Genomic DNA, 15302 nt, shown 5'->3' on the forward strand with positions numbered 1-15302 from the left:
CGATAAGCAAAAATTATTGCACAGCATCCCGTAGAGCTTGCAGCGTCCGCAGCCCCGGTCCACGCTTGGGCGTCACCAGGCTCAGGGACTTGCGTACCACCGGCTCGGTCAGGGGATGCACCTCCACCGCCTCCAACGTGCCAATGCTCTCCACCACACCGCGCGGCACAATCGTAGCAGCAGCACCGGAGATCGCCATCACAACACCGGCTGTGAGTCCCGACAGTTCCGCGACCACGGTGGGTTGCACACCGACCTGATGGAAGACTTCGTCCAGAATACGCCGGTTTTGCATACCCGGCTCCAGCAGACACATGGGCAATTGGCTGGCCTCTTTCCAGGTGATATCGCCTTGATCCGGATCCACCATGCCCGAAGGTGCCAGAAGCACATATTCTTCTTCATGCACCGGCTGCATCTCCAGCGACGCTTTGTCGACCGCTTCGGTATAGGTGATGCCCGCATCAAAAAGCCCCTCCTCGATCCCCAGCAGGATCGACATGGACGAGGTCGATTTAATTTTGACGGTGATGCCAGGGTTGGCCTCTCGCAAGGCTTTCGTCAGCTTCGCGGCATAAGCTGAAGCGGTCGGCACAACACCAAGCCGCAAAACCCCTGTCACGTCGCCAGGCTCCGCACTGAATTCCCGCTCCAGCCGTTCCACATCCTCAAGGATTTGCAGCGCGTGGCGTACGATGGATTCTCCATCCGGCGTCAGCCCCTCGAACCGATTGCCCCGACGCACAATCTTGGTCTTAAGATGCTCTTCCAACTTGCTGATCCGCATGGAAAAAGCAGGCTGCGACACACCGCATTCCTCGGCCGCACGGGCAAAGTGTTTCTGCCGCGCAAGCGCTGTCAGATAGTGCAGGTCTTTGAGGCTGAGCACTGGTTATTCCCTCGGTATCACACGCGTTGGACATCCGTGATAGACCATGCAGGATTTATTGACCAGATTGAACGCTCAATACAGAAAACGCATCAAATTTCGATCATATAGACACAAGACGGCTTGTGATCCGCGCAGCAGGCCATGTGCCACACCCGTGCATCTGCCGAGATCAGACTGCGAAACACGTTTTCCAACAATGCGCATTGCCACAGGCATCCCCAAACCGCCATTGGATTGTTTTTGATCACCAACTGCAACGGCGGACCGGGCAGATGATGCACATGCGCCGACCCCGCAAAGGTCCATGCATGCTTTTCAAGCGCTTGCAGCAAAAGCGGGCCAGCCACATGTGGCGGCAATGTGTGCAACAGCTTCTGCGCCATATCCGGAATGTACTGTTCCAACAGGACATCCCCGGTTTTTCGGCCAGAACTAACGGCAACCAGATCCACCTGAGACCGGGGAAGTGTGTTTTCAATCGCCCTAACCAGAGCGAGAAATATATTTTGCGGCACCATTTCCTGGAGCTTTTGATCCAGCATGTGCCGCAAACCTGCAGCTTCCAAGACTTTCTGCGCCAGAATATCTCCACCCACATCGCTGAGCGCGTCTAATGTCTGCAAGATGGCGTCTGCCCCTATCTTGGGCTGTACCAAGTCATCCATTTCAATCCCCGGACCCACATACGGGCGAAAGTCTTTGAGAACACATTCAAGGCCAAAGCCCTTGCATTGGATCACCCTCGATGCCAGCCGAATTGCCGACACAAACCCGCACACCAGAAGAGAATATCTTGTTGGTTTCGGAACGCCTCAAAGCGATGTGAGGCACAGCTTGCAACTGCGCACCCTACGGAGTGTCTTGTGCCATAGATTGAGGAATCGCGGTTTGATCTGAATCAACAAGTCTCGCGATCAAAGACCCTGATTTCTAAGCGAAAATCTGATTTGCATGTTCTGAAAGGTAGATTTTCAACCAAGGGGTGTACTTACTTTGTTCTTTTCTCGCTAAGCGTGCCAAATCATCAAGGTCGACCCAATCGACTTCCATGACTTCCAAGGGATTCGGAAGCACCGAGATGCGTTCTGAAACCTGCGCTGTGAAGACATCGACAACCTCATGTTCGATAAGCCCACCGCCCACATCCGCACGATACTCCAGCTGGTCTCTAGCCCGGAGTTTGAGACCTGAGATACCCAGCTCCTCGTCCAGTCGCCGATGCGCACAATCCTCAGGGTCCTCTCCCCAATGCGGATGAGTACAGCACGTGTTCGCCCACAGACCGGGCGTGTGGTATTTGCACATCGCCCGGCGCTGGATCAGCACCTCGTTGCCATGCATCACAAAGACAGACACAGCCTTGTGGCGCAGCCCTTTCTGGTGCGCCTCAAGCTTTTCGACGGCAACCAGATCGCCGCCCACCCATGTCGGTATCATGATCTTCATGTAAATCCTGTCGGCACCAGCCGTGTCAGATGCGCCAAGTTCTTCAGTCCGATCTTGATATGCGCCATGGGCCGGGCGCGCACCAGTTTTTTGTTCATATAGGCCTCAAAGGTCAGACGTTGAACGTCGATGTCATGGCACAGCGACACAAACCGCTCGCGGCGTTCATCCGAGCGGTAGTAAGCGTTCTGCATTGAGGCCAGAACGCGAAAGACCATCTTGTGCTCTTTCATGAACATCTGCCGCGCCAGCCGCAGGTCCTTCACCCGTCCCGAAGCCAAACAGGCGGTTGCCGCGGTCGCCGCGGCGCGCCCTCCGGCCATGGCATAGTAAATCCCCTCGCCCGAACTTGGCGCAACCACGCCTGCCGCGTCCCCAGCGAGAACCACATCCTTGCCATTATCCCAGCGATCCAGCGGTTTCAATGGAATAGGCGCGCCTTCCTTGCGGATGGTCTCGCACTGGTCCAGCCCACTGGCCGCGCGCAGATCGGCGGTGGCTTGTTTAACATCCACTTCCTTGACCATAGACCCCATGCCGACGCTGGCGGATTTGCCGTGCGGGAATACCCAGCCATAAAAATCCGGGGAGATACGTCCATCATAAACCACGTCACAGCGATCCGGGTCATAGTCGCCCACAGCCCCAGGCGCTTCGATGATCTCATGATAGGCAATCACATAAGGGATGCGATCCCCGCCTTCGACCTCATCACGGGCCACGTTGGAGCGCGCGCCATCTGCGCCGATCACCAGCTTGCAGGGCAACTCACGTTCATTGCCGCTGACCTTGTCGCGGTAAATCACTTTGGTCACACCAATGTCGCGCTCAATCCGTTTGTACGTGCCAGTAGCCCGCACAGCACCCGCTTTGGCCGCGCGCTCGCGCAGGAACTCGTCAAAATCCTCGCGATCCACCATGCCGACAAAGCCGTTTTCAATGGGAATATCCACCTTGCGCCCGGTGGGTGAAATCATCCGGGCCGTTGTGATCTTGGCTACGAGCATGTCATCGGGAATGTTGAAATCTGCGATCAGACGCGGTGGAATGGCCCCGCCGCAGGGCTTGATCCGCCCTGCCCGATCCAACAGCGCCACGCTATGGCCGGACCGTGCCAGGTCTTCGGCTGCTGTGGCGCCTGCAGGCCCCCCTCCGACGACGACAACGTCATACATCTTCATTCTCCCGGTTGAAGCTGCGGCGCGACCGGTCGATGAAGAATCCGTGTCGCTACAAATGCAGCAGCTAAGAACAAAAGCGCCTCAAGCCCGAAAACCACGCCATAGGCAGTGGCATCCGACATGGTGAGACGCGCTAAATCGAGTGTGCCTGTGGCAATCAGGCCAGCCAGCCCCGCCGCGACGGCCTGAGACGCGCCAAAGACGCCCATGCGTGTGCCGGTGGCGCCTTTTTGCGCTGCGGCCAGACGCATCATTGAGCCAATAGCCCCGACCACGAAAAGCCCGTTGCCAAGTCCCAGAATGACCGTAAACGGCACCAGGGCCGCACCAATGCCAAGTCCGACAAGACCCACGGCCGAGATCACACACCCAGCAACGGCCCAGAACCGCAGGCTTCCAAAGCCAAAGGTCGACAGGCCTCCCGCCGCGATCATCCCCAAGAGCGATGCGCCGTCTTTGCCGCCGGACAGTTTGGTCGAGGCGTCTGGTGTCAGCCCGTGAATGTGACCGGCAAAGGGCTCCAGCACCAATTCACTGAGGTAGAATGCGAGGATCGACAGGAACACGAAGCCGGTGAAGGCCCTTGCAGCGGGATCCGCCAAGGTTGCGCGAATGGCCGGACCAAGGGCCGGTTCGGACGGCGCAGGAACCGCGCCAAGGCGGCTTTCGGTGCGCCATGTGGCGATGAAGGACAGCGCGAAACAGGCGATGGCCACGCAGGGCACCACCATCATCAGACGGTCTGGTGAATAAGGTTTGAGCGCAATGCCCGACCCAACAGAGGCCGCAATAGCCCCGGCAATCAGCATCAACCAAGCCAACGTGGCCGCCGCACCCTTGCGCTCATCTGAAACAGCTGTGGCCAGAAGCGCCAGGAAAGATGTGCCCGCAGCACCGATACCAAAGCCAATGAGAGCATAGGCAAGGATCCAGATGCTGATGGCTACGGTCGTGCTCGGCGCATAGGCAATAGCCCACCCGGTCATAACCAGCCCAAGGCCAACAACAGCCACGCCGCCAAGAATAAAGGGCGTGCGCCCGCCCTTGGCATCTGAACGATGGCCCCAAACCGGGCGCGAGAGCTGCACGGCGTAGTGCAAAGCCACCAGAAAGCCGGGAAGCAGCGCAGGAAGCGCCAGTTCGACCGTCATCAGGCGGTTAAAGAGGTTCACGGGTAAGGCCGACAGCCCACCAATCGCGGCATTAGCCAGACACAAGCGCAGGATTCCGCCCCAGCCCAGCATCACACCAGCCCCCGAATGGCGAAGGCGGCAATCATCATGCCGCTGACATAAAGCGTGACACCGGTTCCGTTGTACCACGGCGCCTTGCCCTTGGGGTCGCTCAGCAGCACACGCATGGCCAGGATTTGCGCAGCAAGAACAGCCACGATAGCAAGTGCATGCCAAACCTGTCCCCATGCAAACAGAAGCGCGATAACCCCGATCTGTGGCAGCGCCATAACCCAGCAGGCCACGCGCGCCGCGCGTTCCGGCCCCAACGTGACGGGCAAAGAGTTAACGCCAGTCTGACGATCGCCCTCCAAAGCCTTGAAATCATTGAGTGTCATAATGCCATGCGCGCCAACAGCATAGAGCAAGGCAATGACGGCAATCTGCCAGGATGGCGCACCAGCCGACAAAACAGCGGCACCTGTGAACCAAGGCAAACCCTCATAGCACAGGCCAACCAGCCCCGGCCCCCAGATGCCCGAGCGCTTGAGACGCACCGGCTCTGCCGAATAGGCCCAGGCCGCCAGCACGCCAAAGATCGTTGCGCCAAAACCCCATGGTCCCAACGTGTAGCCCAACGCCAGCGCAAGTGCGCTCATCACAAGAGCAATCCAAAGCCCCCAGCGCCCCGGAATGGCCCCGGACGGGATCGGGCGGTAAGGTTCGTTGATGGCATCCACATGCCGGTCGCACCAATCATTGGCCGCCTGGCTCATCCCGCAAACCACCGGCCCGGCCAACACCATGCCAATAAGCACAAGCCACGGCGCCGACAAAACCGGCGTTCCGGACGAGACGACGCCACAAAGATAGGCCCAGATCGGTGGAAACCACGTGATCGGCTTGATCAACGTCAACATCGCACGCGGCTGCGGCAAGCGTCGCTCAGCGTGTAGATTCAATGAGACACTCATAGTGTCAATTAAACCTTACAATTCGGATTCGGGAAAGGTCTTTTTTCGCTAAGGCGACGGCAAGCAATCGCTCATGCCAAGAGCACCGCAATCAGACAGGCGACTGGCAAGTTTTACAGGAAGATACTTCATTAAACCTTTGATATATCAGGATATATCGTCACTGTCGGCATTCATCAGACCATGTTTACGTAGCTTCACATAGAGGCTTTGTCGCGACAGACCCAACATTTCGGCGGCCGCGACACGATTGTTGCCCGTCAATTGCACAGCCGTCTCAATACAGAGCTTTTCAATAACGTCCGATGTGGCCGAAACCAATTCTTTCAAAGATGCAGTTCCCACCAGGTCCATAACATTTTTCATGGCATCTTCATTGACCGCACTGGTGGGGGCCTCACCGTCCGCCGCGGTGTTGGACGAAACACCGCGAATGACAAACCCATATCCAAAGTCTCCACCATGGCTCTCAAGATGTGACGCGGAGATATCCACGCCTGTTCGCGTTCCAGTCAAGCTGGTAATCTTGGTGGCGTAATTGCTCAGCCGCCCCTTCTTGAGCGCGGCTTCAAGCATGATCTTCATATCCACAGATCCACGCGCCAGATAGTCTGAAAAGGAGGTACCGCGCACGTCTCGCATCTGTGCGGCATCGGCCATGATCAGAAAGGACTCGTTGGCCTCTCGTATCGTGCCCTTGCCATCGGTCAGAACGATTGCATCGCTGGTCGACGCAAACAAAAGAGCGGTGGATTGTGCAACATCAGCACTGGTGGCCATGTTTGCATCAACCGGCACCAGTCGACAAAGAATAAAAAGCTGTCCGGCGGCCCGAAAATAGTCTGGGTAAACCGTCAATGAATGGCCATTGCGCCGCGCCACCAGATCAACGCCCTTTGCCTCATCTGTCCGCGCCGCGCTGGACAGCGCATCCAAAAGCTCTTCGCGCTTGCGCCCCTCAAACGCCTGCGCCAGAGACGATCCTGTCAAAGTGGAGGCCTTGGTGCCCAACAAAAGCGCCGCAGATGAATTCAAATCCCGGATTTTACCACTCTCGGGCTCAAGCATGATCAACCCGGTTTCGGACGCCTCAAGTGCAACATTGTAAAATGTTTGCTCTCCGCGCAGGAGTTGTTGATCCCGCTCGCGCGCCAGCTGTTCGGACACCAGGCGTTGCTGCACCTCTGCGATGGGCTGCATGTCACGCCCCAGAAGCAGAAGATGATCGCCGCCATAAATGCGATGAATCGAATACCGGATCGGAAATTCCCAAGTGGCGTTATCCACGTGATTAATCTCGATCCAGCGCGGCGTCATATTGGCATCGGCACGCATCTCGGCGATACGTTCGTCCAGCTTGGCCACGCTTTCCACGGTCAGGAATGAGTTGAAATTGCGCCCAACCCAGTGATCGAGACACCCCAGGGATGGACAATCGGGATTGACTGAAATCCCCTCAACATCACCGGCAGGCGACAGGTACACCGCCAGATCAGCGGCCAGTTCCACAATGCCCTGAACGCTGGACGGATCTGGCAACGCGCCAGCGCGCAATCGTTCCGATTTACGTCTTTCCCGGGTCACCTGCTCGCCCCAAATTCAATCCGAGCCCGCATCATCAGCTTATACCGCTGAATGGTAACGCCTCGGCCACACTCGCAAGCCCGCACTTTTCAATCGCGTCTCTCGCTGTGCGAACAGCAAAATCTGCGCCTGTACGTAGCACAAGCTTTTTATTCTCCTCAACCATGCGACCGCCAATAACAATCGGTGGCGTATGGCTTGTGTTTGATCGAATGTAATCCACCAAATCTGTGGTTTGTTCAACCGCGCCCGGCGTTGCAATCGAAATGCCAATCATCGCAAAACGCTGCGAACTGATAAGCTCGGCCAGCTCCACGTTCTTCAACCCGATGGCCATATGCACCCACAACCCGTGCCGGCGCAGGTTATCCGCCGCAACAAAAGCCCCCAGCGCGTGTTGTTCAAATTCCGGGATCGCCACCAGAACCGATTGCCCCAAAGGCACGCTGCGATCTGTCCAGCGCGTTGCAATACGCCCTTCTTGCTGGCGGAACAGGCTTTGCAGACGTGATGCGGCCACTGTGACATCCACGAAACTGGCCTGGTCGCTGACCCAAAGCTCACCAAGATACCGCGCCGCGGCCGGGACATAGGATTGAAACACCTCTTCTTGCGTCACACCCGTCGCGATCAGTGCGGCCACGACCGAATGATAACTGGACTCTGCTTCTGACATCAGAGCATCGCACAGGCGCTTGATCCACTCGTCCCGCGTTTTCGGTTCTTGGTTGGCAGTGTTCGTCATCACAGTGCGCAACGCGGATTCAACAAGGAACCGGATCGCAGGCCGCTGCATCTCGGAGAGACCCAGCGCTTTATATGATGACGGATCGTCCACGCATCTCTCCCTGGAGGCATATACACCTCACTTTATGCATACGTGTTTATCTTTGCTATCTTATTGGCTCCAGTGTGCGCTCGGCCTTTCTAGTTGTCAATTTCCCTTGACAATCATGGCGGGCGATTGGCGGCAACACCTTGTTATAAAGACTTATTTGGATCACTTCATAACTTCGGCTGGCGCGATAAAGCCCCTTAAATACATGAGAAATGTCAAGTCTTGGGCGCCGACTCACCCACTTGACAAATTTAATTTACACTCAGCTCACACTCATAGTGTAAATTTTAATTGACACTTCGTCGCACCCCCAACTAGCATCAAGACAATCAGGGGAGCTGCGAGGGAATTCATGACGCCGGATATGGCAGACGGGCACAAGCGTGTTGCACTTTACACGGCTGAGCAACGTGCGCGCCGCGACGCAACGGTCTGGACCACGGTTCAGGGCGTTCTGGCTCCGGCACAGTTTCTGGTCTTTGTTGTGTCCCTGATCCTCGTCTTGCGTTACCTCGCGACTGGCTTGGGTTATGAGGTCGCAACATGGTCGATACTCATCAAAACCGGCTTCCTTTACCTGATCATGATCACCGGAGCGATTTGGGAAAAAGTTGTTTTTGATCAATATCTTTTCGCCGAGCCTTTCTTCTGGGAAGACGTCTTTAGCTTTGCTGTGATCGCTCTGCACACGGCTTATATTTGGGCGCTATTGACCGGCGCACTGTCTCCGGTCGGCCTGATGCTTCTCGCACTCGCGGCCTACGCAGCTTACGTCATCAACGCCGGTCAATTCCTGCTCAAACTACGTGCCGCTCGGCTTCAATCCGAGGCCATGGCATGAACTCGCATGCGCCCCCTCCTGGCCCACGTGGTTGCCTCGACACACCAGTTCTCAAACAACGTGGACAGCATGAGGTGTTCTGCGGTCTGACGGGAATCATCTGGCTGCATCGCAAGATGCAGGATGCGTTTTTCCTGGTTGTTGGTTCCAGAACGTGCGCGCATCTGCTTCAATCTGCGGCTGGGGTGATGATTTTTGCCGAACCGCGCTTTGGCACGGCGATCCTTGAAGAAACCGATCTTGCAGGCCTTGCCGATGCGCAGGAAGAGCTTGAGCGGGAAGTCGCCCGTTTGCTCGAACGGCGCAAGGATATTCGCCAGCTTTTCCTCGTGGGCTCCTGCCCGTCCGAGGTCATCAAGCTGGACCTCGCCCGCGCCGCTGAGAAGCTCTCGGCGCAATATGCCCCGCATGTGCGGGTGCTCAACTATTCCGGCTCTGGTATCGAAACCACCTTCACCGAAGGGGAAGATGCCTGTCTTGCCGCAATGGTTCCGGCCCTGCCGGAAACTGATGAACGCCAGCTCCTTGTCGTTGGCGCTCTTCCCGATGTCGTAGAGGATCAAATGCTTGATCTTCTTGGCAAACTTGGGATCGACAATGTCAAAGTGCTGCCAGCGCGACGCGCCGACAGCACCTTGGCGGTCGGTCCGAATACTGTGTTTGCACTAACCCAGCCATTCCTGGGCGGCTCCCTCGCCGCGTTAGGAAGGCGCGGGGCGCGTCACATTCCAGCGCCTTTCCCGTTCGGCGAAGAAGGCACGACTTCGTGGCTTCGCGCCGTGGCAATGGAATTCGGTGTCGACCTCACCCTGTTCGACACTGTAACACACGCGCCCCGCGCACGTGCAAAAAAGGCCATCGCGAAGGCTGCGGAGCATCTCGATGGCAAAAGCGTGTTCTTCTTTCCAGACAGCCAGATGGAAATCCCTCTGGCGCGCTTCCTGACCCGCGAATGCGGCATGGAGGCGATCGAGGTTGGCGCACCCTTTATTCACAAAGGTGTCGTTGGCCCTGATCTGGAGCTTCTGGCCGAGGGTCCAACCCTCGCCGAAGGCCAAGACGTTGACCTGCAACTGGAGCGCTGCCGCGCCGCACAACCGGATCTGACTGTGTGCGGTCTTGGCCTCGCCAATCCACTGGAGGCCGAAGGGCTGACCACCAAATGGGCCATCGAACTGGTCTTCACACCGGTGCATTTCTACGAACAGGCCGGTGATCTGGCCGGGCTCTTTTCGCGTCCCATCCACCGCCGAAATGCCTTGCGGTTGGAGGCGGCGGAATGAAGCTGTCGGTCTGGACATATGAAGGCCCGCCGCATGTCGGCGCGATGCGTGTCGCCACCGCGATGAAGGGCCTGCACTACGTCCTGCACGCGCCGCAAGGCGACACCTATGCCGATTTATTGTTCACCATGATCGAGCGGCGCAATCACCGTCCGCCCGTCACCTACACCACCTTTCAGGCCCGCGACCTGGGGTCGGACACGGCCAACCTGTTCAAAACCGCCTGCAAAGAGGCCTATGACCGGTTTCAGCCACAGGCAATGATTGTCGGCGCGTCCTGCACCGCCGAACTCATTCAGGACGATCCCGGCGGCATGGCCGAACTTATGGGTCTGCCCTGTCCCGTGGTTCCCCTCGAACTGCCCAGTTATCAGCGCAAAGAGAACTTCGGCGCGGACGAGACTTTGTTTCAGATCGTTCGCATGCTCGCCAAACCAACCGACCGCACCACGCACATCACGGCGAACCTCATTGGCCCCACAGCCCTTGGATTTCGCCATCGCGACGACATCACCGAAGTCACCGCCCTGCTAGAAGAGATGGGCATCACCGTGAATGTCTGCGCGCCTTTCGGGTCCACGCCAGAGGACATCACCCGCCTGGGTGCCGCTCATTTCAACGTCCTGATGTATCCTGAAACCGGCGAGGCGGCCTGTCGTTGGATGGAGCGCGAGCTGGGACAACCTTACACAAAAATCGTGCCAATCGGCGTTGGGGCCACACATGACTTCGTGAGAGAAGTTGCCGAAATCACTGGGCTGGCCCCCAAGCTAGACACGTTCCGCCTGCGCCTGCCCTGGTATTCATCCAGCGTGGACAGCACCTACCTCACCGGCAAACGTGTGTTCCTCTTCGGCGACGGAACCCATGTCGCCGCTGCGGCCCGCATTGCCCGTGATGAGATGGGCTTCGAGGTGGTGGGCATGGGCTGTTACAACCGCGAAATGGCGCGCAATATCCGCGCCTTGGCCAAAGAGTTTAACGTCGAGGCCTTGATCACTGAAGACTATCTCGACGTTGAGGCCCGCATCGAGGAACTGGCCCCGGAAATGATCCTCGGCACACAGATGGAACGCCATATCGGCAAGCGCCTCGGCATTCCCTGCGCAGTCATCTCGGCCCCTGTCCACGTACAGGATTTCCCGGCCCGCTACAGCCCGCAAATGGGCATCGAAGGCGCCAACGTGATCTTCGACACCTGGGTGCATCCGCTGGTCATGGGACTGGAAGAGCACCTGCTGCACATGTTCCGCGACGATTTCGAATTCCACGATGATGCGGGCGCCAGCCACCACGGTCATGCCGCTAAGGCGCGCGTTGAGACGCCCGAGCCGACCGAAGTGCAAACCACACCCACAGACGACAACATCATCTGGCTCGCTGACGCGGAAAAAGAGTTGAAGAAGATCCCCTTCTTCGTCCGCGGCAAAGCCCGCCGCAACACCGAGATTTTCGCCGCCGAGCGCGGTGTGAACGAGATTTCCATCGACACGCTTTACGAGGCCAAAGCCCATTATGCGCGATGACGTCTCCATAACGCGGCCCTACCGCGTGGTGATCCTGACCCTGGACAGCCACGCCAACGCCCCCTGCGCCGAGGCCATGCACAATTTGGCTCTGGATTTTCCTGGCCTTGAGCTGTGCCTGCATGCCGCCGCGGAGTGGGGCGAGAGTCCGGCCGCGCTTGAGGCAGCACGCGCCGATATCGCCCGGGGCGACATCATCATCGCAAATCTTCTGTTCCTTGAGGATCACATCAACGCCGTCCTGCCAGACCTCACCGTCCGGCGCGAGGATTGCGATGCCATGGTGGGCGTGATTGCAGATGCCAAGATCGTAAAACTGACCCGCATGGGCACGCTCGACATGTCGGCCCCCGAAAGTGCCACGCGCAAGCTGATGAAAAAGCTCCGCGGCCAGACCAAGCAGAACGTGGATTCCGGCGCCAAGAAGATGAAGATGCTGCGCCGCCTGCCACGCATTCTCAAGCTGATCCCCGGCAAGGCCCAAGACCTGCGCGCGTGGTTTTTGGTCATGCAATACTGGCTCGGGGCGTCAAATGAAAATGTCGAGGGCATGCTGCGTTTTCTGATTTCGCGCTATTGCCGTTATGACGATTGGCGCGGGGCCAAGACCGCCTTGCCTGTAGAATACCCCGATACCGCACTTTATCACCCAGACCTGCCTGAACGGATCACAACTGACCCAAGTGCCCTGCCGCATATCACCAAGGGCGCGGCGACGGTCGGTCTTTTGATGATGCGGTCTTATGTGCTTTCTGGCGATACCGCGCATTATGACGCGGTGATCCGCGCGCTGGAGGCCCGCGGGCTGAATGTGCTGCCTGCCTTTGCCGGTGGGCTGGATGCGCGCCCTGCGATTGACGGGTTCTTCAAAGGGCCCACAGGCACCAAGATCGACACGCTCTTGTCTCTCACCGGCTTTTCGCTTGTGGGCGGGCCGGCCTATAACGACAACGACGCCGCAATCAAAGAACTGACCGCGCTTGATGTGCCCTACGTGGCCGCACATCCGCTGGAATTCCAGACCCTCGCCCAATGGGCCGCCTCACCTCAGGGGCTTGGCCCGATTGAGACCACCATGCTCATCGCTCTACCCGAGCTCGACGGCGCAACCTGCCCCACGGTCTTTGCTGGTCGTCATGGCGAAGGCGGCTGTGATGGCTGCGCCCATATGTGTACGCATCAGGGAACTGACAAGGCCATGGCCCCCTGCCATGAGCGCATTGAGACCCTGACCGAGAAAGTTGACCGCCTCATCCGCCTGCGCCGCCGCAAACTGGCGGAAAAGAAAGTGGCCATCGTCCTCTTCGGTTTCCCGCCCAACGCCGGGGCTGTGGGGACGGCTGCGTATCTGTCGGTCTTTGAAAGTCTGCACAACACGATGCTGCAGATGAAAGAAGACGGTTACGCCATCGAGGTGCCCGATACCGTGGACGCCTTGCGCGCCTCCGTGCTTGAGGGCAACGCCGCACAATATGGCCAAGAGGCCAATGTCGCAGCCCATGTGAGCGCCGATGAGATTGTCGCAGGCACGCCGCCTCTGTATGAGATCGAAGAGGTCTGGGGTCCTGCCCCCGGCAAGGTGCAATCCGACGGGCGCGGTGTCTTTGTGTTGGGCCAGCATTTTGGCAATGTCTTCGTCGGCGTGCAGCCCGCCTTTGGCTATGAGGGCGACCCGATGCGCCTTCTCTTTGAGCGCAGCTTTGCGCCCACCCACGCCTTTGTGCAGTTCTACCTCTGGCTCAGAAACCGCTTTGAGGCCGACGCCATCCTGCATTTCGGCATGCATGGCGCTTTGGAATTCATGCCGGGGCGTCAGGCCGGGATGGGACCACGCGACTGGCCGGATCGGCTTATTGGCGAGATGCCCAACATCTATCTCTATGCGGCCAACAACCCATCTGAGGCGAGCCTGGCCAAACGCCGTTCGGGTGCTGTCACAATCTCGCACCTGACCCCGCCATTGGCGACCGCTGGTCTCTACAAGGGATTGGCCGAACTCAAAGACAGCCTGACTCGCTGGCGTGCAACATCGCCCGATGCGCCCGAGCGGCGTGAGATCGAAACACTCATCCGCGAACAGGCCGAGACCGTTGATATGGGCGGCACACCGCCCGAAGATCTCTGGCTGACGCTTCTGGAAACCGAAGATGCGCTGATCCCTGAGGGACTGCATGTTCTGGGACGGCCCATGTCGCAAGAGGCGCGCACAGAATACCTGTCCCTGCTGACTGATGCCGATGCCGCGACCCGCGCAAAGGTCGATCACCAGCTTCAGCAAAGCACGGAAATCCCCGCTTTGATGCACGCGCTTGAGGGCCGATTCACCCCGCCGGTACATGGCGGCGATTTGATCCGCTCGCCTGACATCCTGCCAACGGGCCGCAACATCCACGCCTTTGACCCGTTCCGTATGCCAAGCGAATTTGCCTGCCGCGCAGGGGCCAAACAGGCGCAGCTCTTGCTTGAAACGCATCAGACCCTGCCCCGCACGGTGGCCATCGTGCTGTGGGGGTCGGACAACATCAAATCAGACGGCGAGCAACTGGCGCAGGCGCTGGCCCTGATGGGCGCGAAACCTCGCTTTGACAGCTTTGGCCGCCTCTGCGGTGCGGACCTTATCCCGCTCGAAGAGCTGGGCCGTCCGCGCATCGACGTGATCATGACGCTTTCGGGCATCTTCCGCGATCTGCTGCCCCTGCAGACCAAATTACTGGCCGAAGCCGCCCTTAAAGCAGCGCAAGCCGATGAGCCGCTGGAAATGAATTTCATCCGCTCCCATGCGCTGAGCTATGCCGAGAAAATCGGCTGTGACCTGCAGACCGCCGCACTGCGCGTCTTTTCCAACGCAGAAGGCGCCTATGGCTCAAACGTCAACATGATGGTCGACAGCTCTGCCTTTGACGATGAGGACGAGCTGGCCGATGCCTATGTGGCGCGCAAGAGCTTTGCCTATGGTGTCGACGGCAAGGCGGCGGCCAATGACACGCTGCTGCAAACCGCGCTGAGCGATGTGGAACTGGCCTATCAGAACCTGGAGTCAGTCGAGCTGGGCGTGACCACGGTGGATCATTACTTTGACACGCTGGGGGGCATTTCGCGCGCAGTGAAACGCGCCCGTGGCGGTGAAGAGGCGGCGATCTATATCTCCGACACCACGCGCGGCGCGGGCAAGGTGCGCACGCTGGCGGATCAGGTGTCCCTTGAATCCCGCTCCCGTGCGCTCAACCCCAAATTCCACGAGGCCCTGCTGCAACACGGTGCCGAAGGCGTGCGCCAGATTGAAAGCGCCTTCACCAACACCATGGGCTGGTCCGCCACCACCGGACAGGTCGAGCCGTGGGTCTACCAGCGCCTCTCCGAGACCTTTATCCTGGACGACGACATGCGCCAACGGCTGGCCGATCTCAACCCGACCGCCTCCTCGCGCATGGCCAACCGCCTGCTGGAGGCGCATGACCGCGCCTATTGGCAACCCGACGAAGACACCCTCGCCGCCCTCCGTGACGCAGCCGATGCGCTGGAAGATCACCTCGAAGGAGTGGCCGCAGAATGACAATGACACCCG

General features: G+C 58.6%; 12 protein-coding genes. 4 read left to right on the forward strand and 8 right to left on the reverse strand.

Annotated elements, in window-relative coordinates; translation table 11 throughout:
• Positions 1–13: 13 nt before the first annotated feature.
• The 8 genes from RZ517_RS13475 to RZ517_RS13510 form a co-directional block, all read right to left on the reverse strand.
• The gene (locus RZ517_RS13475) at positions 14–889 is read right to left on the reverse strand and encodes a LysR family transcriptional regulator (RefSeq protein ID WP_317057477.1); all 876 of its coding nucleotides are present in this window, start codon (positions 887–889) and stop codon (positions 14–16) included.
• A gap of 92 nt (positions 890–981) precedes the next feature.
• Entirely contained in the window at positions 982–1557 is a 576-nt protein-coding gene (gene bchJ, locus RZ517_RS13480; RefSeq protein WP_338548708.1) for a bacteriochlorophyll 4-vinyl reductase, read from the reverse strand.
• 265 nt (positions 1558–1822) lie between these two features.
• On the reverse strand, positions 1823–2338 hold the full coding sequence (idi, locus tag RZ517_RS13485) for an isopentenyl-diphosphate Delta-isomerase (RefSeq protein ID WP_338548709.1): 516 nt from the start codon (positions 2336–2338) through the stop codon (positions 1823–1825).
• Positions 2335–3513 carry a geranylgeranyl diphosphate reductase gene (locus RZ517_RS13490; protein WP_338548710.1) on the reverse strand — a complete coding sequence of 393 codons (1179 nt, stop codon included), beginning with the start codon at positions 3511–3513 and terminating at the stop codon, positions 2335–2337. Before RZ517_RS13490 ends, idi begins: the two co-directional genes overlap by 4 nt.
• Positions 3514–3515: 2 nt before the next feature.
• The gene (locus tag RZ517_RS13495) at positions 3516–4763 is read right to left on the reverse strand and encodes a BCD family MFS transporter (RefSeq protein WP_317057474.1); all 1248 of its coding nucleotides are present in this window, start codon (positions 4761–4763) and stop codon (positions 3516–3518) included.
• Positions 4763–5665, reverse strand: coding sequence for a chlorophyll synthase ChlG (gene chlG, locus RZ517_RS13500; protein WP_338548711.1), 903 nt, complete (start codon positions 5663–5665; stop codon positions 4763–4765). The genes RZ517_RS13495 and chlG overlap by 1 nt, the downstream gene beginning before the upstream one ends.
• Positions 5666–5812: 147 nt before the next feature.
• Positions 5813–7249 carry a transcriptional regulator PpsR gene (gene ppsR / locus RZ517_RS13505; protein ID WP_338548712.1) on the reverse strand — a complete coding sequence of 479 codons (1437 nt, stop codon included), beginning with the start codon at positions 7247–7249 and terminating at the stop codon, positions 5813–5815.
• Between the two features lie 34 nt (positions 7250–7283).
• On the reverse strand, positions 7284–8087 hold the full coding sequence (locus tag RZ517_RS13510) for a cobalamin B12-binding domain-containing protein (protein WP_338548713.1): 804 nt from the start codon (positions 8085–8087) through the stop codon (positions 7284–7286).
• A 352-nt stretch (positions 8088–8439) separates the two neighbouring features.
• Between RZ517_RS13510 and bchF the strand changes: the two genes are divergently transcribed.
• From bchF to RZ517_RS13530, 4 genes are read left to right on the forward strand one after another with little or no spacing between them, the layout of a single operon-like run.
• The gene (gene bchF, locus RZ517_RS13515) at positions 8440–8928 is read left to right on the forward strand and encodes a 2-vinyl bacteriochlorophyllide hydratase (RefSeq protein WP_338548714.1); all 489 of its coding nucleotides are present in this window, start codon (positions 8440–8442) and stop codon (positions 8926–8928) included.
• The gene (locus RZ517_RS13520; protein WP_338548715.1) at positions 8925–10211 is read left to right on the forward strand and encodes a ferredoxin:protochlorophyllide reductase (ATP-dependent) subunit N; all 1287 of its coding nucleotides are present in this window, start codon (positions 8925–8927) and stop codon (positions 10209–10211) included. The genes bchF and RZ517_RS13520 overlap by 4 nt, the downstream gene beginning before the upstream one ends.
• Positions 10208–11737 (forward strand): ferredoxin:protochlorophyllide reductase (ATP-dependent) subunit B, encoded by a 1530-nt coding sequence (gene bchB, locus RZ517_RS13525; protein WP_338548716.1) that lies wholly within the window; start codon positions 10208–10210, stop codon positions 11735–11737. Before RZ517_RS13520 ends, bchB begins: the two co-directional genes overlap by 4 nt.
• Positions 11727–15290, forward strand: coding sequence for a magnesium chelatase subunit H (locus RZ517_RS13530; RefSeq protein WP_338548717.1), 3564 nt, complete (start codon positions 11727–11729; stop codon positions 15288–15290). The genes bchB and RZ517_RS13530 overlap by 11 nt, the downstream gene beginning before the upstream one ends.
• Positions 15291–15302: the final 12 nt, after the last annotated feature.

Source organism: Roseovarius sp. S88 (assembly GCF_037023735.1).
GTDB classification, from domain to species: Bacteria; Pseudomonadota; Alphaproteobacteria; order Rhodobacterales; family Rhodobacteraceae; genus Roseovarius; species Roseovarius phycicola.